Source organism: Vibrio sp. MED222, assembly GCF_000153005.1.
GTDB classification, from domain to species: Bacteria; Pseudomonadota; Gammaproteobacteria; order Enterobacterales; family Vibrionaceae; genus Vibrio; species Vibrio tasmaniensis_A.
Genome location: NZ_CH902606.1, coordinates 1,378,415 through 1,400,714 on the forward strand (window position 1 = coordinate 1,378,415; position 22,300 = coordinate 1,400,714).

Below are 22,300 nucleotides of genomic sequence, written 5' to 3' on the forward strand. Positions count from 1 at the left end.
GAACGAATATGTTTGGATTTCTGCGCTCAACAACGTCAAAAAGTCATACTCTAAGCGATGATGAGGTCAATCAGCGTTATCGTTATTGGCGTCTTCACATCATGATAGGAATGTATGTCGGCTATGCAGGTTTTTACTTCACTCGTAAAACCTTTAATTATGCCGCGCCAGCCATGATCACCGATCTTGGCTTAGACAAAGGCGATATCGGCTTGATTGGCACGCTCTTTTATCTTTCTTACGGCTTATCTAAGTTTATTTCAGGCACCATATCGGATAGGTCCAACCCGCGTTACTTCATGGGGCTCGGCCTAATCGCGACAGGCTTGATCAATATCGCGTTTGGTTTTTCTAGTTCGTTGGCGGCTTTTATATCGCTTTGGGTGCTTAATGCATGGTTCCAAGGTTGGGGCTGGCCATCGTGTTCCAAGTTATTGACGACCTGGTATTCTCGCTCCGAAAGAGGCTTTCGCTGGGCTATATGGAATACAGCACACAACGTTGGTGGGGCATTGATTCCTATTCTCGTCGGCTATCTAACTCTCCAATACAGTTGGCGATCTGGGTTTATATGGCCGGGTGTGATTGGTGTTTTTATTGGTCTTATTGTCTGTTGGCGCTTACGTGATAAGCCCACGACCATGGGGCTTCCGACGGTAGGGAAGTGGCGCAATGACCATCTAGAATTGGCGCAAGAGAGCCATGGGCAAGGGTTAAGCTATCGAGAGATCCTGAAAACCTATGTGTTCAGCAATAAGTACATTTGGCTGCTTGCCTTTAGCTATGTGTTGGTTTACATCGTAAGAACGGCAGTTAACGACTGGGGCAATTTATATCTCACCGAAGAGCACGATTATAGTTTGATAAACGCTAACGCTGCGTTGTCTCTGTTTGAGATTGGCGGTTTCGTTGGTTCACTTGTTGCTGGATGGGGATCGGATAGGCTGTTTGGTGGTAACCGTGGTCCCATGAATATCCTGTTCGCGATTGGTATCTTCCTCTCGGTATCCGCTTTATGGCTTATGCCTCTAACCAACTTTGTGTTTCAAGCGGCTGGGCTGTTTTGTGTAGGCTTTTTTGTGTTTGGCCCTCAAATGCTAATAGGTATGGCTGCCGCGGAATGCTCACATAAAGACTCCGCAGGAGCTGCGACAGGCTTTGTTGGCTTATTTGCCTATATGGGTGCAGCACTTTCTGGCTACCCATTAGCGCTCGTTCTAGAAACTTATGGTTGGAGTGGGTTCTTCATTACCATCTCGACTTGTGCGGCCGTTATTGGCTTGCTGCTACTGCCTTTCCTACAAGCTCAATCGCCTCAGAAAAGTGCAGAGGTTCGCTCTGGCTTTTAAGGGATTTCTTCGTAAATAAGATAGCTGCTAATGGTCCTCTGGTTATTATGCAGCTACCCTATCTTCAGCGTTTTTTATACGTAGCATTCAAATGTGACTCTTTTCACGCTTTTCATGGTTCTCACCTGTTTCTAAGAATTTTTCCTATTGCGTCTAAGACCTCATCTCATGTGGGTTCTAGCTGCTCTCTGTAGTCTTTCTAATTATTTACGTTATTAGAAATCAGCTCTCTGAATTGTGTTCAAAGGGCTCACTACGGAAAACGCCATGTCACTCAGCCACTTCTCAGAACACTCATTTTTCCCAATGGAAAACACCATCCAAAATTATGCATGGGGGAGTATTTCTTCGATACGTGAACTGTTTGGCTTTAAGAATGAGTCACAAGAGCCGCAAGCGGAAGTTTGGATGGGAGCGCATCCAAAAGGTTGCTCAATGGTTAAGCTTGACCAACATTTGGTGCCTCTCTCTGAGCTGATTAACAAGAATAAACCCGCTTATTTATCTACTGATATTGCGCAGGATTTCGGTGAACTGCCGTTCTTGTTTAAGATCTTGGCAGCGGAAAAAGCGCTATCGGTCCAGGTCCACCCAAACAAGCACCAAGCCGAGTTAGGCTTTGCGAGAGAGGAGCAAGCAGGAATCCCTCTGACTGCAGGGCATCGTAATTACAAAGACTCTAACCATAAACCTGAATTGGTTTACGCGATCACTGAATATCAAGCGATGAATGGCTTTCGAGAATTCGATGAAATATTAGGTCTGTTCAGAAAGTTGGATTCGAGCGAGCTGGCTGGTTTGGTTGAAGAGTTTGGTAACAATCTTGACTCTCTAGGCTTAGAAGCTTTTTTCCGCGATCTGTTAACGCTAGATGACCAACGTAAACATCAAGCATTAGATCAACTTCTGACTTACGCAGAGTCTCATCAAGACCAAGCTGAATTTGCTTTGGTTACTGAGCTTAGCCATCAGTACCCGAACGATATCGGTTTGTTTTGTGTTCTGCTGCTTAACTTGATCACATTGGAGCCGAGTGAAGCGATGTATTTGAATGCGAACACTCCGCACGCTTACATTAAAGGTACCGGGCTTGAGATTATGGCAAATTCAGACAACGTGCTACGAGCAGGTTTAACGCCAAAACACATTGATGTCGCTGAGTTAGTCGCCTGCACAAAATTCACGCCAATTCCGTTCGAAGGCTTGTTGTTAGAGCCATCAAAGCTGGGTAAATGTGATTGTTATGATATCCCAGTCAGTGACTTCAATTTCAATATCTTTCATCGTCCTCATCAAGAAGAAGTTATCACAAGTGGCGCTGAAATTTTAATGGCAATAGATGATGATCTAGTGCTAATGAGTCAGAAAGGCGAGCACTTAACCCTCACCAAAGGGCAATCGGTATTTATCCCAGCTTATATTGGCCATTACGAATTGAGCAGCAAAGGGCGAGTGGCGAGAGCGTTTAATTAGCGAAGTCGCTTCTAGTTTAAATAGAGAGTCATCCCCACGAAATTAGTATCACTATCATCAACAATTTGGTAGCCAAGCGCCTGATAAAAACTGATGGCGCGGGTGTTACTTCTAAAGCTCGACAGAGTGACTTGGTTTCGTTGTTCTTGATGGGCTTTTTCGTGGATGAGTGACATGACTTTTTTACCAAGAGACTGACCTTGGTATTGAGGGGAAATGATCAGCAGATGAATATGGTATGCGTTGTCATAAGGCTTAAAGCAGACTAGTCCTACTTTCTCATTTTCGCTATATATCCAATGAAACCAAGAGGGATGATAATCATTGATTAGGCGTTGACGTTGGAAGTCGTCGTCCCATCCGAAAGCGTTATCTACGTGTATGAAAAGACCTTGTTTAACACACGTAAACAGTTCTTCGAATTCAGAATTTGAAACGAGCTGGAGTTGTATATTCTCTTCTTGTCTTGCCACTTTGCTTTCTTCCTTATCAAACGCCTTTGAATAAGCAAACAGTAACATAATTGAAGAAGCCGAATTAGCTTAGATTTGCGATGTGATGAAACCAAAAAGCCATGCGTGATGCATGGCTTAGAATAAAGTCTTGGACTGATTTTTCTATACGATCTTAAGTGCGTGGTGGCGCGTGAGCTGTTTGTGTAGCGAGTCTTTTAGCTCCATGCGTTCTACTTTGAGGTTGTGCATGCTGTCGTCATCGATAGGGCTGCCAGAGATTTCTAGCTGACGGATGTCGTAGTCGAGTTGGTGATATTTTTGCATGTCTGCTTTGAATTTTTCGTCGTCGTGGTTGAGCTGAACAATGTCTAATTTAAGATCTGGGAAATCTAAGATAAAGGCATGGTTTTCATTGAGCATTGGCACTTCCTCTCTAGTCGGATTTTTAGGGCGTGTTGATCTTTCGAGCTTGTTTTTGCGGCGAATTGCTGGGTATTTCTACAAGGCAGAGGCTTTGATGTGTAGCTAGCCTACATGAGAGGCCGATAACGTAGTTGAAATAACCAGCAAACGCTGCCCGAAGGGTTCGGCTAAAAGCGTTTTACTCTTTGTTAAGGGAGATTTGCTTAGAATGACTAGGCTACTTCTCCCTCGCCGCGATTAAAACGCTTTTATCTCGAACAAAATCCAACCGCGGAAGGTCAACACGCCCTGACAGTATAGAAGCAATTTATCGAAAGAAATGTGGTTCAAAACACAAAGCCGTAAAGCGATCAAAAAAGGGCACAAACTCGAGGAATCATCTTCGAACTTGCGCCCTTTTGTATGTATATAGCTAACTATTTATAGTTATATGTTTGGAACTATGCGTGTTGAAAGCAGAAGGATTACTTCGCTTTCTTACCAGAGCGTTGCTGCTCTTTGTGTGCTAGCTTTTCTTTCTTACGTTGATCGATAAGGTGAGCGGCTTCGCCACCTACGTGGGTTTCGCCACGAGCATTCGACAATTGAACTTGCTTTTCACGTTCGCGGAAACGCGCTTTCTGCTCATCGCTGTGTTTATCAACACACTTAGGGCAGCTTACGCCTTTCTCAAAGTGCTCAGATGCTTTGTCTTCGTCTGTGATTGGCAGGCGACAAGCGTTACACACGTCGTAGCCGCTCTTCTCTAGCTGGTGGTTAACTGCAACACGACCATCAAATACGTAGCAGTCGCCTTCCCACATGCTCTCTTCTTCTGGTACTTCTTCTAGGTACTTAAGAATGCCGCCTTCAAGGTGGTAAACCTCATCAAAGCCTTGTTCTTTCATGTAGGCTGTTGATTTTTCGCAACGAATACCGCCAGTACAGAACATCGCGACTTTTTTGTGTTTCTTAGGATCGAGATTTTCTTCAACGTATTGAGGGAATTCACGGAAGGTTTCTGTGTTTGGGTTTACAGCATTTTTGAATGTACCGATATCGACTTCGTAATCGTTACGAGTATCAACCAGAATCACATCAGGATCAGAGATCAATGCGTTCCATTCGTTTGGTTTCACGTAAGTGCCGACAACGTGGCGTGGGTCGATACCCTCAACGCCCATGGTTACGATCTCTTTCTTGAGCTTAACCTTGGTGCGGTTGAATGGTTGTTCTTCGTTGAACGACTCCTTGTAAACAACATCAGCCAAACGAGAATCTTGTTTGAACCATTTAAGAAGAGCGTCGATAGATTCGCGCTTACCTGCAACGGTGCCGTTGATACCTTCACTCGCAAGTAGCAAAGTACCGCGGATTTGGTTGGCTTCTAACACGTCAGTGAGTGGCTGGCGAATTTCTTGGTAATCATCAAGTGCTACGAATTTATACAGAGCACATACAACATATTGAGACATGGTTTTTCCTTTCTGCGAGCTGGAACGTAAATCCAGAGCGTTGCCTTTTATGATACAGACTGAGTTTGATTTACTCAGGTTTGCCCATATTGGCTTATTAAAATCCGCCGCAGTATAACCAAGCCAAGGAAGGACAAAAACCAACCAAAAGTAGGGCTATTTATCATTTCAATTTGTATGGTTTATGGACTAAGAAATGCAATGAAATCGTTTTATCTGGTTCGAATTACAACACGTATTCCCAAACCCAAAAGGCCCTGTTGTAAAAACACAGCAGGGCCTTGGTATCTAGTCCGTTTTACTTAATCGGTGATTACGCTTGGTTAAGTACTTCAGCTAAGCGTTTCACCGCTTCCGTCAATTCTTCTGGATTGGCGTTGGTGAAGTTTAAGCGCAGTGCGGCTTTTGCTTCATCGGCCTTTGGATAAAATACTGGGCTTGGTACAACTGCCACACCATTCGATAATAGAGTTTTAGCCAATTCGAAGGTGTCGCACTCTGGGATTTCAATCCAAATGAACATTCCGCCATCAACGGATTTTAATACACACTCAGCAGGCAACTGTTTTTCGAGCTCAGAAAACAGCACCTCATAACGAGACTTGTACAAAGTACGAATGTTTTCCATGTGTACGTTGAAGTCTTCATGTTTTAGAAGACCAACAAGCAGCGCTTGCATTGGTACACTTGAGTGTAAGTCAGCGCCTTGCTTCACTTTGATAAGTGGCTCAAGGTAGCTGCGTTTGCCTGTTACCGCACCAATACGTAAACCTGGCGATGCAATTTTAGAGAATGAACGAAGAACGATAGAGTTGTCAGGGCAGAATGAAGAAACCAATGGCAGTTCCGTACCAGTGAAACGTAGCTCACGGTATGGTGCATCTTCAATGAAGGCTACGTTGTATTTGATACACAGCTCAGCCACTTTTTGACGAGTTTCTGTTGCCCAGCACACACCGGTTGGGTTGTGGAAATCAGGCACGGCATAGAACATTTTTGGCGCTTGCTCGGCAAAGCATGTTTCCAGTTCATCTAGGTTCGGGCCAAATTCAGTTTGAGACACGGTTGCAATGTTTGCTTGAACTAAGCCAAACACCTGCATCGCACCTAGGTAGCTTGGCGCTTCCATCACAACCACATCACCCGGGTCAACATACGCACGCGCAATCAAATCCAAACCTTGCTGAGAACCTGTACAGATCATTGCCGTGTGAGATTCTGGCAATTGGTAGCTTTGTGTTAGGTGATCAAGCAACGGGCCATAACCTGCGGTCGAACCGTATTGGAAAACTTCAGGCATGTTCGCTAAGTTTTCTAGCGTTGGCTTCATTAAATCGATAGGGAATGTTTTCTCGTCCGGTAAACCACCGGCCAATGAGATGACATTTGGATCGCTTGCGGCTGCGAGGATCTCTCGAATGTATGAAGATTGAATCTGTTGTAATGACTGTGCGATTTCCATGTGTTGTGTCTCGTCGTTTTTCGTTTTTATTCTATCGCTTGATATTACACGGCAATTGTAAAAACAAGCGTGTCCGTTTATGCTCTTAAACATGTCCATTTATGCTATTTAAACGATGTCACGACAACACTTATCCCGAATCAATGATGTTTTGTTCCATATTCATCAAGACATCAGCCAACCTCTGTCGGCAAAAGCGCTCTCCGAGATTGCGGCTTATTCAGAACAACACTTCCACCGCACCTTCAAAAGCGTGGTTGGGGAGTCGTTACATCAGTACATTCGACGCACTCGAATGGAGTATGCAGCCAATCAATTGATGTTCGATACCACGTCGTCAGTGGTAGAGATTGCCAGTAAATGTGGCTTTAGTTCGGTGTCATCTTTCAGCCGAGCATTCAAAGCGACCTTTAACATGTCACCGGGAGAATGGCGTAAACACGACCTACAGATAGCAGAAAAACCCTATTTGAAAGATCCCGAAGTAGCGGCGGGTTATTTGAACGTGGCGCAGAGAGTGTTACCCGAACCTAAGATCGTTGAAACACCAGAGCGCATGGCGGCTTATGTTCGACATACGGGTTATAACCGCTCCATTCGCAACGCGTGGCTGATATTGAAAGCGTGGGCGAATTCCGAACAGCGCGACTTTTCGAGCCAATTTGGCTTGCATCACTCTAACCCTGCTTGGGTTGAAATGGATCAGTGTCGCTATGTAGCGTGTATCGCGATAGATGAACCGATTAAGTATCGCAGTGTCGTGAACCAGATGGTGATTCCGGGTGGTTTACATGCTGTATTTCGACTGAATGGCCGTTATGGTGAGCTGCTACCACAGATCAGTATGGTGTTAGAAAAGTGGCTACCTACGTCTGGCTTCAAGCAGCGTTCCACTCCGGCTTATGTGCATTATCATCAGAATCATTTTCTAAACAGTGATGAAGTGTTTGAGCTTGATTTCTATCTCCCTGTGAGTTTTTATTAGTAACCCCATTTTGAGGAAAAATTATGTATCTCGTTTTGTATTGCCACAATATTGGTATGACCGACTTTTCTTTCTTTGAGACGGAAGATTTTGATAAAGAAGATGGCTATATCGTGCGAGGTAAGTGGCCGAACGAGAAAGCGTTTCGTGATTACTTAACCAAAGAGTTTGGTGACATGAGCGAATTTCAAGTGATCGACTTAATCGCCAAAGGTGCAGAAGCAGAACACTACTCGCCAGAAGAGTTGATGCGCTTAGCTTTGTAATATCTAGCTTAATAACGGTTAGCTCATCAGCATCCAGTTAAGTAGCATCTTTCGAACAAACGAATAAAGAAATGGCAGCCTGATTGGGCTGCCATTTTTCGTTTTAGGTTTAAGCTAATTGCTCGATACCTTAAGTGGGGAGGCTCCGCTATTGCGCGACTTCGTCCACCAAGTACAAGATTGATTGATACGGAATGCCACTGTGATGTGATAAACCGATCTCACAGGTTCGGCTGTTGCTGAATCCACGAGTACAGTTGCTCGGCACTTGTTCTTTGAGTGGGTGTACCGCCGCTTCATTCAGCTCTGGCGTGGTAAAACCTTTATCACCCGCCCAACCACAACACTGAATATGCTCAGGAACAATCACCTCTTCGGTACAGGCTTTAGCAAGATTCAACATCGCGCCTTCTAAGCCCATTCGACGAGAACTACACGTGACATGCAGCATTACGGTTTCTTTAATTGGCTCAAGTGTCAGGTGCTCAAGCAGGTATTGGTTCACAAACCCTGTCGGCTCTAATACCTCTAACGGTTTGGTGAACTGTTCAATACTGCGTTTAGCACATGGGCTGGTATCCATTAATACTGGGTATTCACCCTGACGACTGGCTTGCCACAACACTTCTTCGAGTTGTTGTGCTTTAGAGTGGGCTAAATCGGTCATCCCTTTGCTGTCGTAAGGCATACCACAACATTGGTCGTCTAGCTTCTTCGGAAGAATAACCTCAAATCCGGCTTTGTTAAGCAAAGACATAGTCACTTCAGTTAGAGGACGTTGATCGCCCGCATCGCTTTGTTGACCCATGGTTCGACTCGCACACGAAGGGAGGTAAACCACCTTCTTATGATTGCTTGAGGATTCTGCCGTCACTGGTGATGAGACTAGCGAGTGACTATTGGATTGCGGCATCTCAGGCATCCAAACAGGCGTCGCACCTTTAGTTATTGAGCGCAAGCCGTTGGTTAGCTTGCCGACGGTATTTGCGCCTAATACTTTACTCGCCACTTGGTTGGTTTTGAGGCCGGCCTTAGTCAGTTTAGTGGTGGTCGAGAAATGATCCGCTGTCCACTTAGCGATTGGCGTAAATTTCTCGTACTTGGCAATACGAAGCTTCTTAATCAAATCACCGGTGTTGATTCCCACTGGGCAACGCTCGGCACACAGGCCGGTTGCAGCGCAGGTATCGATACCTTGATATTCGAAGGTTTTCTCTAGTTCGCTTGCTTCCATCTCTTCGCCCGCAGCGCGTCGGCGTTGTAACTCGCGGTACAGCACGATACGTTGGCGTGGCGATAGAGTTAAGGTACGAGACGGACAAACAGGCTCACAGAAGCCACACTCGATACAGCGGTCGACAAGGTCGTCGGCAGCAGGCATTGGCTTCAAATTCGTGATGTGTGAATTTGGATTGTCGTTAATAATAACGCCGGGGTTGAGCAGTCTTTCTGGATCAAACAAGGCTTTGATCTGTTGCATCAAGGCGTAGCCATCTTTACCCCATTCCAATTCGACATAAGGTGCCATATTACGGCCAGTGCCATGTTCTGCTTTCAGAGAACCTTGGTATTTCACCGCGACCAGTTCGGCAACGTCATCCATGAAACCGCCGTAGCGATCGATTTCTGTTTGGCTGTCGAAGCCTTGAGTGAATACAAAATGCAGGTTGCCTTCGAGGGCGTGACCAAAAATAATCGCTTCGCTGTAATCGTATTTGTCGAACAGTTCTTGTAGCTCTCGAATGCCGTTAGCGAGGTTTTCGACAGGGAAAGCCACGTCTTCAATGATAACGGTCGTCCCGATTTCACGCACTGCGCCAACTGCTGGGAACATGCCTTTTCGGATGCCCCAAAGAGTCGCGACTGTCTTTGGATCGGAAGTGAAAGGCACCGATTCAACAATCGTGTAATCAGCTAATGCATCCAAAATTGATTTACATTGTAAATCTAAGTCCTGCTGGGAGCTGGCGTGTGATTCAACTAAAATCGCTGCGGCTTCCAAGTCCAAGCTTGGCATGAATGCAGGCATACCCGGTTTATCAGCCACTGAACGCAGCGCTCTGCCGTCCATCAATTCAACCGCAGCAACCGGCGTTTTTGATAGTGTAGTAACGGCTTTACTGGCTTGTTCTATGTCGGAAAACACCAACAGAGCCGAGGCTTTGTTCGGATGTTCGATAACCGTGTTGTAGGTAATCTCAGCAATGAAACCTAGTGTGCCTTCTGAGCCAATCATCAAGTGTTTGATGATCTCAATTGGATCGTGGTAATCGACCAAGGCGTTTAGAGCGTAGCCAGTGGTGTTTTTGAGGCGGTACTTGTGGCGAATTCTGTCGGCGAGTTCTTGGTTTGACGCTGTCTGTTGATGTAATTCAACAATGCCTTCAAACAGTTCTTTGTGCGATTGCTTGAATGCCTCAACACTTGCGTTGTCAGCCGTATCAAGCAGGGAGCCATCACTCAATACGATTTTCATGCTCTCGACGGTGCGATAAGAGTTTTGCGCAGTACCACAACACATGCCACTGGCGTTGTTCGCGGCAATACCACCGATTTTACAGGTATTGATAGAGGCTGGATCTGGGCCGATTTTACGTTGGAAAGGGGCAAGGTATTTGTTGGCATCGGCGCCAATCACACCCGGTTGAAGGATGATCTGATTACCGTTATCTACGATTTCGTGGCCACGCCAGTCATCGGTCAGTGTGATGAGTACCGAGTCTGAAACAGCTTGCCCTGAAAGGCTGGTGCCCGCAGCGCGAAAGGTAAAATGAATGCCTAGCTCGCGACAGCTTTGAATGGTAAATATGACTTCGTCTAAGTTTTTGAGCCTTAGAACCATTTTCGGCACCAAGCGATAAAAACTCGCATCGGTGCCGTAAGCCAAGCGCTTTGCCTCTTGCGTGACAATGCGTTCTGTTTCTATTTTTTGAGCCAGTATCGCTTCAAGCTGCTGATAAGCTTGTGCGTCTATTACTCGCTCATCGGATGTGGTTGTCTCCATCTTTGCTTCCTTGTGCTTCTTATTTGGCACTGTTCAGGGCGTGTTGACCTTTCGTGATTAAATTTTGTTCGAGATAAAAGCGTTTTAATCGCGGCGAGGGGGAAGTAGCCTAGCACTCTAAGCAAATCCCCCTCAACAAAGAGTAAAACGCTTTTAGCTGAACCCTTCGGGCAGCGTTTGCTGGCCATTTCTACTACGTTATCGGCTTCTTATGTAGGCTAGCTACACATCAAAGCCTCTGCCTTGTATAAATACCCAGCAACTCGCTGCAAAAATCAGCTCGAAAGATCAACACGCCCTAGCTTTTTATTTTATTTTCCAGTGCTTAAACGGTGTCACAACGGCAGTGGAATTGCTGTGACACCGATTGAACTTCAGTCTAAGTAGACCAAAGCATTAGTCCGAATCCTGACCTGAATCCGAATCTTAGTCGCGGAGGTTTAATCTAGCCCCACCAAAGATTCACGAGTTAAGTCTTTGATTGTCTTCGCGCCTGTTAGAGTCATCGCAACGCGCATCTCTTTGTCATACAGGTCGAGTAGGTTCTCAACGCCTGCTTGTCCTTGCGCTGCTAACGCGTAGACGAAAGAGCGACCAAGCAAGGTGCAGTCTGCGCCCATCGCCATCATACGAACCACATCTAAGCCAGTACGAATGCCAGAGTCGACCAGAATCTTAGTGTCGCCTTTTACCGCATCTGCAATCGCAGGCAGTGCTTTAGCACTTGATAGAACACCATCAAGCTGACGACCACCGTGGTTTGAAACTACGATACCGTCTGCGCCAAATCTCACGGCGTCTTTTGCATCTTCTTCATCAAGAATGCCTTTAATGACCATCGGGCCGTCCCAGAAATCACGGATCCACTCTAGGTCTTTCCATGAAATCGACGGGTCGAAGTTATCACCTAACCAACCGATGTAGTCTTCCAGTTTGGTTGGAGAACCGCGGTAAGTCGAGATATTGCCAAGATCGTGTGGTTTACCCAACAGACCAACATCCACCGCCCACCTAGGATGACGCATAGATTGAAATACACGACGAATTGCTGCATTTGGACCACTCATTCCTGAGTGCATGTCACGGTAACGAGCGCCGGGTACTGGCATATCAACGGTGAAGACCAGTGTCGTCACGCCTGCCGCTTTGGCACGTTCCAATACGTTCTTCATGAAGCCACGATCTTTTAGCACGTAAAGTTGGAACCACATTGGGCGTTCAATCTTAGGTGCGACTTCTTCGATCGGGCATACCGATACGGTCGACATCGTAAAAGGGATGCCTTTGTTGTCGGCGGCTTTTGCAGCTTGGACTTCACCACGTCGTGCGTACATGCCTGTTAGGCCAACCGGAGCTAATGCAATCGGCATCGCCAGCTTTTCGCCAAACAACTCGGTTTCTAAATTTAGGTCTGACATGTCATTGAGGACACGTTGCTTGAGCGCGATCTCTGCAAGATCGGCGGTGTTGCGGCGTAGGGTATGTTCTCCGTAAGAACCGCCGTCAATGTAGTGGAAAAGAAACGGTGGTAATTTCGCTTTTGCTGCGGCGCGGTAATCAGTCGATGCGGATATGATCATAATTTCAGTCCTAAATTCTTGGGATGTTGCCCTTCTATGAGAGCTTGGCTTGGGCTGCTTTAATTCTTGAAAAGTAAGTGTTTGTTCTTTCTTAAACAGTGAAGCGATTAACCAGTTAAGCAATTAGTCGGTGAAGCAAATAAACAGTGAAACAGAGAAGCAATAAAATGGCGTTAATACCCGAGGGTGTTGATGTGTTCTAGTATCCATTCCAAAACTCATCAACTGTCTTATTAGACGGTGTTGCAGTCGGGGAATTGAGTATTAACGCCAAGTGCTTTTGTAACGACTTATGGTTTACATAAGTGCGTCTGTCATTTTGAAGCCGTAGATAACCACTAGGCCGATGATTCCTGTCATCACCAAGTAGTAGAACGTTGGGATGATTGTCTTACGTAGTGTTGCGCCTTCGCGTCCTAGCAAGCCTACGGTCGCCGATGCGGCTACCACGTTGTGAATTGCAATCATGTTACCTGCTGCAGCACCAACGGCTTGCAGAGCAACAACCACAGCACTAGAGATAGATAGAGTTTGTGCTACTTCGAATTGGAACTGGCTGAACATCATGTTTGAAACGGTGTTCGAACCTGCAATGAAGGCACCTAACGCACCAACTGTGGCACTTAACGCTGGGAATGCGCTGCCGACTAGGTCAGCTGCAAAATTGGCCGTGGTTACTGGCATACTTGCTAAATCAGCGCCGTTCACGCCAGAGTTAATGAAGATACGAACCATTGGGATGGTGAACACCAACACAAAGCCTGCGCCAATCAGAGTCTTGCTCGACTCACCAAAAGCTTTAGCCAGTGGTGTTGCGCTGCGTGATTGCATTAGAACAGCAACCAGTGCGACGAAGACCAAGATACCGCCAGGTAGATACAGAGGTTGAATCGCTGTGCTTACGCCTGTCTCACCAAGGATGTTGCTGAAAGAAAGGCTAACGCTCTTAAGCAGGCCTTTGAACTCAGGGCTCACACGGCTAGCAACTAGAGTGACAGCGAGCAGAACGTAAGGTGCCCACGCCATCGCCATGCTCATTTTTTTATGGCTTTGGTTGTCATCATCAAGGTCGATTTTCAAAGAGCCTAGCCATTCTGCTGGCCACTTATCTTCGCTTTCGAAATCCCATTTTGATTTAGGGACTAGGAAGCCACGTTTTGCTGCTGTTACAACAATAGCAAGGCCAACCAAACCACCAATCAGTGATGGGAACTCAGCTCCGAGGAAAACACCCGTTAGTGCGTAAGGAATGGTGAAAGCGGCACCTGCGAACAGTGCGAATGGCAGGATATCAAGACCTTCAGTCCAGCTTTTATTCTTACCGAAGAAGCGAGTCAGCATCATTGCCATCAATACAGGAATCATCACACCAACGCAGGCGTGGATGATCGCAACACTTGATGTGATCTGTTGTAGGTAAGCATCCCATGTTGAACCATTGGCAATCAGGCTTTCACCGATGTTGTGCGTATCCAAACCTTTGTTTACGCCAACGATGATAGGTGTACCAACCGCGCCAAACGATACCGGCGTAGATTGAATCATCATGCCCATCAGTACCGCGGCTAACGCTGGGAAGCCAATTGCAACCAATAATGGAGCGGCGATTGCAGCGGGTGTGCCGAAGCCAGACGCACCTTCAATGAATGAACCAAAACACCAAGCAATGATGATCGCTTGTACACGACGGTCTGCTGATATGTCAGTAAATCCGTTGCGGATGGTGGTGATAGCTCCGGTGTGTTTCAAAGTGTTTAATAAGAAGATGGCGCCAAACACAATCCAGAGAACCGACACGGTAATGCCGAAGCCTTGGAATACTGAAGCCAGCACGCGAGTGCTAGACATATCCCATGCGAATAAGGCGATAGCAACGGTTAATGCAAATGCCACGGGCATCGCTTTTTTTGCAGGCCAGTTAAGGCCAACCAGCAGAATCGCTGCAACAACTATTGGCGAAAAGGCCAATAAAGCTAGTAGAGTTTCACTCATGGGTACTTCCTCGTACTTGTTTTCAAACGTTCATGTTTGAAGTGAATAACACGTCATTAGTTTTGTAGGTGTAATCTGAATCTCATGGATTCAATTGTTGTAATTAGAGTCGCTTTATTTGTAACCGATGTGATTGCAAAAGCTGTTTTTGTAATTGTTTTGTTAATTTGGCGTGAATTTACCCCTTTATTTTTTATTGATATAGGGAAATAATGAAAATAATTAATTCCAAAATTGGCATAATCAAATGCGAGCAGACGATTTGATCCTGTTTTCACAGGTAGTAGAGCTGGGTAGTTTTAGTAAGGTGGCAGAACAAAATAACCTTACAAATTCGGTAGTTAGTAAGAGAATTGCGCGTTTGGAAGAAGAGATTGGCGTGCAGCTATTATATCGAACCACGCGTAAATTGACCCTGACCGAGGCGGGTAAGGCAATGTTACACGGAGCCAAAAATGTGAAGCAGGCGGCTCAAGAGGCTATGGACGCAGTTTCAGGCTTTGGTGAAAATGTCAGTGGTCATATCAAAATGTCAGTGCCTACTATCTCCGGAGATTTGATTCTCGCAGACGCTGTTGCCGAGTTTTGTAATATGCACCCAGGTTTAACGGTCGATATGTCTCTTAACAATCGATTTGTTGATTTGGTTGAGGATGGTCTCGACTTGGTCATTCGAACTGGTTACTTGGAAGACTCCAGCTTAATTGCCCGTCATATCTTGGACTCACAATGGGTGGTATGTGCCTCGCCGTCTTATATCGCTAAGAACGGTAAGCCGATGCAGCCCAAGGATTTGGTCGAGCACAATTGCTTGCAATACGCTTATCAAACGACAGGTGCCAGTGAATGGCAGTTTTTACACAGTAAGGATGGCTGTACCGACAACGACAAATACATCGTGCGCGTCTCTGGCTCTTTCTCTACCGATAATGCGACGGCATTAAGAAAAGCCGCTTTGGGCGGTCATGGTGTGGCGTACGTGCCACGTTGTCTGGTGTATCACGATATTCGCAACGGCCAGCTGGTGGATATCTTCCCTGACTTAGTCGGTAAAAAGCTGGGTATTTATGCGGTGTACCCGTTCACTCGTCAGCCACCGAACAAGATTAAGTTATTGATTGAACACATCAGAACGCGTTATCTGACGATTTCACATTATTTTTAATAAGGATCACGATGAGCTATTTAAAAGAGTATCAATATCCAGTCACCAACAAACAGATCGTCAGCGATGACTATTTTGGTCAGATAATCGAAGACCCATATCGCTGGTTAGAAGACGACAGAAGTGACGAAACCGCGCAATGGGTGGCGAGTCAAAATGAAGTCACATTCGATTACCTTGCTCAAATCCCGTATCGCGCAGAACTGCGAGAGCGATTAGCGAAAGCGCAAGACTACAAAAAGAGCTCGCAGCCGTTTGTGCGAGGTGATTACACCTATTTCTATAAGAACGACGGCCTGCAGAATCACAGCATTCTTTATCGTCAGAAAGAAGGCCTGCAGGTTGAAGTGTTCCTAGATCCGAATACCTTCTCGGAAGATGGCACCACATCACTGGGTTCGGTGTCGTTTTCGAAAGATTACGGCTTAGTGGCGTACAGCATTTCTGAGGGCGGCAGTGACTGGCGCAAGATCTTCGTGATTGATACCGAGACTAAACAGCAGCTTGAAGCCGAAATCACAGACGCTAAATTTACCGGTATTTCTTGGTTAGGGAACCGTGGCTTTTATTACTCTAGCTATGACAAGCCCGACGGCAGCCAGCTTTCTGCACGTACCGAACAGCACAAACTTTACTTCCATGAGTTGGGTACCGAACAAGCTAACGACAAAGTTATCTTTGGTGAGAACAACGCCGAGCAGCACCGCTATGTATCAGGCTACACCACCGAAGATGACCGTTACTTGATCATTCTAGGGCGAGAGTCGACATCGGGTAACAGACTGTTCTATATCGATTTAAACTCACCAGAACAACAGCTGAATACGCTGATTGATCATGTGGATAGCGACACTTATCTCATCGATAACCAAGATGAGACCTTCATTTTATACACCAATCTAGATGCGCCTAATGGCAAGGTGGTGAGCTTTGATACTCGCGATGGGAAATGGCTCGAAATCATCCCTGAAAAGCCACAGCCATTGGATATCAGTACGGGCGGTGGCTACTTGTTTGCCCACTACATGGTCGATGTGGTGTCTAAGATTGAGCAGTTGGATTACCAAGGCAACCTCGTTCGTGAAATTCATTTGCCTGGGCTAGGAACGGCCAGTGGCTTAGGTGGAAAAAACGAGCAAACTCAGCTTTATTACACCTTTACCAACTATGTAACGCCGCCAACGATTTTCTCTTTCGATGTTGAATCTGGAAGCTCTGAAATCTACCAACGCTCTGAGTCTCCGTTTGAGTCGGATCAATTTGAGTCTAAACAAGTCTCCTATACCTCGAAGGATGGCACCAAGGTTCCGATGCTTATCTCTTATAAGAAGGGGTTAGTGTTAGATGGCAATAATCCAACCATGTTGTACGCCTATGGTGGCTTTAACGTTAGCCTAACGCCTTCTTTCTCGGGGACTGTTGGCAGTTGGCTAGAACTGGGTGGCGTATATGCGGTGCCAAACCTGCGTGGCGGTGGCGAGTATGGTAAGGCGTGGCACAAAGCGGGTACACAACAACAGAAGCAAAACGTATTTGATGACTTCATTGCTGCTGCCGAGTTCTTAATTGAAGAAAACTATACCAGTAGCGATAAGTTGGCGATTCGCGGCGGTTCTAACGGAGGCTTGCTGGTAGGCGCTTGTATGACACAAAGGCCAGAGCTGTTCCAAGTGGCTCTGCCTGCGGTTGGGGTGTTGGACATGTTGCGTTACCACACATTCACGTCTGGCGAAGGTTGGGCGTACGACTATGGCACATCCGCGCAAAACAAAGAGATGTTCGAATATCTGCTTGGTTATTCTCCGGTTCATAATGTGGTGCGTGGCACGGATTATCCAGCAACTCTGGTGACGACTGCCGATCACGATGACCGCGTGGTACCTGCTCACTCTTATAAGTTCATCTCAGAGCTGCAAGATAAGCATGAAGGCGGTGCGCCCGTGATGATTCGTATCGATGTTAATGCGGGCCATGGTGCTGGAATGCCGTTGAGTAAAGCGATCGATCTCACTGCTGATATCTACGCATTTACCCTGTTCAATATGGGAATAGAGTCCCTAGATTCAATCTAGAAAATACTTAATTTTAGATAACTGGGTATTTGACTCAATCCAAAAAGCCTCAAAATCTGCCTTAGATTTTGAGGCTTTTCATATATATGAAAACCAATCAAAGCTGCACCATATTCCCCTCACTTTCACACACTGTTTTCCGTGATAGCCGCCACCATTACTGATGAAATGAAAGCGATTTCAAGCTGACATTTCACGGATGTTTGTTCATAACTTATTGATTTAAATGCAGTAGTTTTCTCCGTGAATTTTCTAAAGGTTTCATGACATTTAAGCTGATTTATCAGTGTGAACAGCGACCAACTTTTCAACGCTTTCATTGCTTAATATTTCCCTGTTCGATGAAAACTCAAAAAAATAATAGGGAATTACAATGCAAAAATTTAAGCTTTTGCCAATAACGGTCGCAGTGGCGGCTTCGCTTGCTTCACTCTCTTCTTTTGCTGCTGATACTAATATCGAAGCACTAGAAAAACGAATTCAAGAGTTAGAATCTAAGGTTGTTGATATTGATTATGTTAACGATCAACAACCCGCGGTTTTAACTGCAGAAACTAAGGTGCCAGATGGCATCGTCTTCTCTGGTTATGCTCGTTACGGCGCTCACTACAAGAGCGGTGATGAGCGTTACGTAGACATCGGTACAACAGGTCGTTCTGTCGGTCGTTTAGGTAACGAAGCTAATGGTGGTGAGGTTCAGCTAGCTAAGCTTTTCGAAGCTGACAATGGTGCGATTTGGGACGTCGTATTCATGGCAGACCACTGGGAAGCAGACGCTTGGGCTGACGATGGCGGCCTAAGTATGAAAAAAATGTACGCTGGTGTAACTAATGTATTTGAAAGTCAACCAGAACTTTACATGTGGGCTGGTCGCGACTTCCACCAACGTCCGCAACAAGGTTTGAATGATTACTTCTGGATGACACACGATGGTCAAGGTGCAGGTTTTAACAACCTAGATTTCGGTGGCGCTAAGCTAGATATGGGCTTTGTCGGTCAAGTGAAAGGCGGCCTAGTGAATGACAACGGTCGATACGCTGTGACCGCGAAACTACACAGCATTGACGCTGGTATTGGTAACCTAGATTTCTACGCGAACTACGGTTTTGCGTCGAGCGAAGCGGATACAGCAAGCTCTACTGAGTACGTAATCGATCAAGATACAGGTTTAACGGAAAAAGTGGTGACTGCAGGTACTAAAGTCAGTGATGAAACGGCTTACTTGGTAGGTGCGACGTTAGGCTTAGGCGATTCTAACCGATTAATAGTGAAATACGGTGATGGTGCAGATTCATCGGTATTTGAGTTGAAAGGCGACTATAAAACTTTTTACGCAAGCATTGAAGGTAACTACGCAGCATCGGATAAATTCATCATTGATTACCTAGTGTCGTATAAAGATAACTCTGGTGCAGACTTAGCTCGCGATAACACTGAGTATGCAGGTATCGTTCGTCCACAGTACCAATGGGATGACGTTCATTCTACATGGTTAGAAGCGGGTTACGGCATGGTTGATTACGATGACGACGGCGAAGAAAACGCGTGGAAGGTAACTCTATCTCAAAACGTTTCTCTAGGTGGCTTACCTTGGAGTCGTCCAATGCTTCGCTTTTACACAACTGTGGGTGATGTAGAGACAAAAGGCGCTCCAAAAGACAATGGTAATGTAGATACATTGTCATTCGGTGCGATGTTTGAAGCTTGGTGGTAATCACAAGCTAGCGACAGCAGCTCTTTGAATTAGGCATATTTTCAAAGAGCCTGTGTTTAAAAGTAGTAAATACTGTCCATTTTAGCCCTAAAGGCAGATTAATTAGGGCACGTTTCAATTAACTCCATTCTTGGGCACATTCTTTGTGCCCTTTTTTTCGTCTTGAATATCTGTTGTATCATTTTGGATTGCCTCTCCCTCTGCTCTCCATGACATCTTCAATACCTCGTTTCATATTATTTTAATCTATCTCGCGTACCCTGCTTTATCCCTAGTAATTGTAATGGCTAACTCACGTCGTAGCCTTTGCATATCAATAGCCTAGATGGTGGAAAATACTCGATACCCATCGTATTTGATACGCCAATAGGTGTGTTGAAACCCCTTCACGGAACTAAGGCTTTTAACAAAACTGACTCACGATGGATTCATGATTTCATGAAACAGTTTCATGGCGTGAAGTGAATCTGTAAGCGCTTTCATGATTTCCACAACTGGCCTTTTTACGTCCAAGTTTAGTGTGATGACACTCACTTCAACCAAGACGCCTTTCTTTAATAATCGTTTTGTAAGCGGTTACAAGCTAATGAAGTATCGAGGTTCGAGTGGCGACAATTAAACACGTATCAGAACATGCAGGTGTGTCTCAGGCGACAGTGTCTAGAGTTATTAATGGCACTAGCAGAGTCAGTCATGACAAAAAGCTAAAGGTTGAAAAAGCGATCAAAGAATTGGGTTATCGCCCGAACTCTATCGCTCAAGCTTTGGCATCAAGTCGTACCGGTAGTGTGGGCGTTGTTGTTCCAGAACTTGGTGGTTCTTTCTATTCAGGCATCTTGCATTGCATAGAAGAAAACCTACGCCGCTTTGGTTATCACGCTGTGGTTACAGCGGGTTCGAACACTGAACAAGGGCAACGTGAGTCTGTGGAGTTTCTGCTGGGGCGTCGTGTTGATGCTTTGATTCTTCATACTCAACTGCTCAGTGATGATTATTTAATTGAATTGGAAGAACAGGGGACCCCTGTGGTTTTGATTAACCGCTTCATCCCAGAAATGGCGATGAGTTGCATTGATATTGATAACGAAGTCGGGGGGCTACTCGCTACTCAATATCTTTTGCAAAAGGGACATACAGATATCGCGTGTATTACCGGGCCTTTAGATAAAGCAGACGCTAGGGGGCGTTTGCAGGGGTATCGAAAGGCCTTGGAAGAAGCGGGTGTGCCATACGATGAAGCATTAGTCTCGGAAGCGGGCTTTACTGAAGAGACGGGCATCAGTGCTATGAAGAAGCTGATTAATCGTAAGTGTCATTTCACAGCAGTATTTGCTTCGAATGACCACATGGCATTTGGCGCCTTCGAGGTGTTGCATCAAGAGGGACTGTCTGTTCCTAAAGATGTATCACTGGTGGGCTTCGATAACACCATCTTCGCGCGCTATCTGACCCCTAGTTTGACCACCATTAATTTCCCTATTGAAGAGATGAGCGTTGAAGCAGTACAGCTCACTCTACAGAAGCTAAAAAAAATAAAACATGACGTGAACTTTAAATTGCTACCGACGTTGGTCACTAGAAACTCGGTATCGGATTTACCAGTTACCCTATAAAAATATTAAGGATAGAACATGAAATTTAAGACCTTAGCGCTTTCATGCGCGGTTGCTTTAGGATTAGGTACAACAGCTGCAAATGCAGCAGACAAAGAAATTCGTTTCGACGGTTTCCCTGATTTCGATAGCAGCCTGAAGGTATTACTGCCTGATTTCGAAAAGGAAACGGGTATCAAAGTTGATTACCTTATGAACAACCACGGTGACCACCACACGAAACTCACAACGAACCTTGCAACGGGCTCTGGTGCCGGTGATGTGATTGTTGTCGACGTTGAGAAAATTGGTCCATTCGTGGGTTCTGGCGGCCTAGTTAACCTGTCTGAAAACTACGGTGCAGATAAATACGAAGAGCGATTCGCACCTTACGCATGGGCACAGGGCAAAGGCGCTGATGGCGATATGTACGGCATCCCTGTCGACCTTGGTCCTGGCGTTATGTACTACCGCACTGACGTGTTCGAAAAAGCAGGTATTAATGTAGAAGACGCAATCAAAGATTGGGACTCATACATCGCTGCTGGTGAAAAACTGAAAGAGCAAAACGTACAACTTATCGCTTCGGCAGCCGACGTGGCACAAGCGATTATCTTCACGACGGTTCCTGAAGGTGAAGGTTTGTACTTCGATAAAGATGGCAACCCTGTCGTGACATCAGAGCGTTTTGTTCACGCTTTTGAAGTAGCAAAAGAGATTCGCGACAAAGGCTTAGACGGCCGCATTTTGGCTTGGTCTAACGAATGGTACGAAGGCTTCCGCAACGGCACATTTGCAACTCAACTTTCTGGCGCTTGGCTTCTTGGTCACCTAAATAACTGGATTGCTCCTGAAACTAAAGGTAAGTGGGCAGTAGAAAACCTACCTGATGGCATCTACGGAAGCTGGGGTGGTTCATTCCTTTCTATTCCAACTCAATCAGAAAACCCAGATGAAGCTTGGGCGCTTATTGAATACATGACGACGGATCGTGAAGTACAGCTTAAACACTTCGAAACGATTGCTGCTTTCCCTGCGAACATCACCACGTATGACGATGAGCTTTTCCAAGAAGAGATGGAATTCCTAGGTGGGCAAAAAGCTCGTCTACTGTTTGCTGAAGTGGCACAGAACATCAAACCAGTATCTCCAGCACAAGGCGACCACGTTGCACGTTCTATTATCTTAGAGAACGCATTGATGGAAGTACTTGATGAAGGCAAAGACATCAAGACTGCGCTTAAAGAGGCAGAGCGTCTAATCAAGCGTCGCACGCGTAATCTTTAATTTGTTTTTACTTTAAGTAAGTGAGGA

16 protein-coding genes are annotated in these 22,300 nt (G+C 45.7%); 9 read left to right on the top strand and 7 right to left on the bottom strand.

What is annotated here, in order from left to right; all coding sequences use genetic code 11:
- Nucleotides 1–8 precede the first annotated feature (8 nt).
- Complete coding sequence (locus tag MED222_RS15615) at nt 9–1,349, top strand: MFS transporter (RefSeq protein WP_009846134.1); 1,341 nt, start codon at nt 9–11, stop codon at nt 1,347–1,349.
- A gap of 267 nt (nt 1,350–1,616) precedes the next feature.
- On the top strand, nt 1,617–2,822 hold the full coding sequence (manA, locus tag MED222_RS15610; RefSeq protein WP_009846135.1) for a mannose-6-phosphate isomerase, class I: 1,206 nt from the start codon (nt 1,617–1,619) through the stop codon (nt 2,820–2,822).
- An 11-nt stretch (nt 2,823–2,833) separates the two neighbouring features.
- On the opposite strand, the gene MED222_RS15605 is transcribed toward manA, so the two are convergent.
- The 4 genes from MED222_RS15605 to MED222_RS15590 all read right to left on the bottom strand — a co-directional run bounded on the left by MED222_RS15605 (nt 2,834) and on the right by MED222_RS15590 (nt 6,616).
- Nucleotides 2,834–3,343: a GNAT family N-acetyltransferase gene (locus MED222_RS15605; protein ID WP_009846136.1), complete on the bottom strand. Its 510-nt coding sequence runs from the start codon at nt 3,341–3,343 to the stop codon at nt 2,834–2,836.
- A 96-nt stretch (nt 3,344–3,439) separates the two neighbouring features.
- A complete protein-coding gene (locus MED222_RS15600) occupies nt 3,440–3,697 on the bottom strand; it encodes a YdcH family protein (RefSeq protein WP_009846137.1) in 258 nt (85 codons plus the stop codon).
- 467 nt (nt 3,698–4,164) lie between these two features.
- Nucleotides 4,165–5,154, bottom strand: a complete 990-nt coding sequence (gene trhO / locus MED222_RS15595; protein WP_009846138.1) for an oxygen-dependent tRNA uridine(34) hydroxylase TrhO — start codon at nt 5,152–5,154, stop codon at nt 4,165–4,167.
- A gap of 313 nt (nt 5,155–5,467) precedes the next feature.
- Nucleotides 5,468–6,616 (bottom strand): aminotransferase-like domain-containing protein, encoded by a 1,149-nt coding sequence (locus MED222_RS15590; RefSeq protein WP_009846139.1) that lies wholly within the window; start codon nt 6,614–6,616, stop codon nt 5,468–5,470.
- A 115-nt stretch (nt 6,617–6,731) separates the two neighbouring features.
- Here MED222_RS15590 and MED222_RS15585 point away from each other — a divergent pair, with 115 nt between their 5' ends.
- Both MED222_RS15585 and MED222_RS15580 read left to right on the top strand, forming a co-directional pair.
- Nucleotides 6,732–7,601 carry an AraC family transcriptional regulator gene (locus MED222_RS15585; protein ID WP_009846140.1) on the top strand — a complete coding sequence of 290 codons (870 nt, stop codon included), beginning with the start codon at nt 6,732–6,734 and terminating at the stop codon, nt 7,599–7,601.
- A 23-nt stretch (nt 7,602–7,624) separates the two neighbouring features.
- Nucleotides 7,625–7,867, top strand: coding sequence for a hypothetical protein (locus MED222_RS15580; RefSeq protein WP_009846141.1), 243 nt, complete (start codon nt 7,625–7,627; stop codon nt 7,865–7,867).
- 148 nt (nt 7,868–8,015) lie between these two features.
- Here the strand turns inward: MED222_RS15580 and MED222_RS15575 are convergent, their stop codons facing one another.
- The 3 genes from MED222_RS15575 to MED222_RS15565 all read right to left on the bottom strand — a co-directional run bounded on the left by MED222_RS15575 (nt 8,016) and on the right by MED222_RS15565 (nt 14,443).
- Nucleotides 8,016–10,871 carry an FAD-binding and (Fe-S)-binding domain-containing protein gene (locus MED222_RS15575; RefSeq protein ID WP_009846142.1) on the bottom strand — a complete coding sequence of 952 codons (2,856 nt, stop codon included), beginning with the start codon at nt 10,869–10,871 and terminating at the stop codon, nt 8,016–8,018.
- Between the two features lie 440 nt (nt 10,872–11,311).
- A complete protein-coding gene (gene lldD / locus MED222_RS15570; RefSeq protein WP_009846143.1) occupies nt 11,312–12,451 on the bottom strand; it encodes an FMN-dependent L-lactate dehydrogenase LldD in 1,140 nt (379 codons plus the stop codon).
- A gap of 297 nt (nt 12,452–12,748) precedes the next feature.
- On the bottom strand, nt 12,749–14,443 hold the full coding sequence (locus MED222_RS15565; protein ID WP_009846144.1) for an L-lactate permease: 1,695 nt from the start codon (nt 14,441–14,443) through the stop codon (nt 12,749–12,751).
- Nucleotides 14,444–14,690: 247 nt separating this feature from the next.
- Here MED222_RS15565 and MED222_RS15560 point away from each other — a divergent pair, with 247 nt between their 5' ends.
- The 5 genes from MED222_RS15560 to MED222_RS15535 all read left to right on the top strand — a co-directional run bounded on the left by MED222_RS15560 (nt 14,691) and on the right by MED222_RS15535 (nt 22,273).
- Nucleotides 14,691–15,608, top strand: a complete 918-nt coding sequence (locus tag MED222_RS15560) for a LysR family transcriptional regulator (RefSeq protein WP_009846145.1) — start codon at nt 14,691–14,693, stop codon at nt 15,606–15,608.
- Nucleotides 15,609–15,619: 11 nt separating this feature from the next.
- Entirely contained in the window at nt 15,620–17,680 is a 2,061-nt protein-coding gene (locus MED222_RS15555; RefSeq protein ID WP_009846146.1) for a prolyl oligopeptidase family serine peptidase, read from the top strand.
- A 373-nt stretch (nt 17,681–18,053) separates the two neighbouring features.
- A complete protein-coding gene (locus tag MED222_RS15545; protein ID WP_009846148.1) occupies nt 18,054–19,394 on the top strand; it encodes a carbohydrate porin in 1,341 nt (446 codons plus the stop codon).
- Between the two features lie 605 nt (nt 19,395–19,999).
- On the top strand, nt 20,000–21,007 hold the full coding sequence (locus MED222_RS15540; protein WP_009846150.1) for a LacI family DNA-binding transcriptional regulator: 1,008 nt from the start codon (nt 20,000–20,002) through the stop codon (nt 21,005–21,007).
- An 18-nt stretch (nt 21,008–21,025) separates the two neighbouring features.
- On the top strand, nt 21,026–22,273 hold the full coding sequence (locus MED222_RS15535) for an ABC transporter substrate-binding protein (RefSeq protein ID WP_009846151.1): 1,248 nt from the start codon (nt 21,026–21,028) through the stop codon (nt 22,271–22,273).
- Nucleotides 22,274–22,300: the final 27 nt, after the last annotated feature.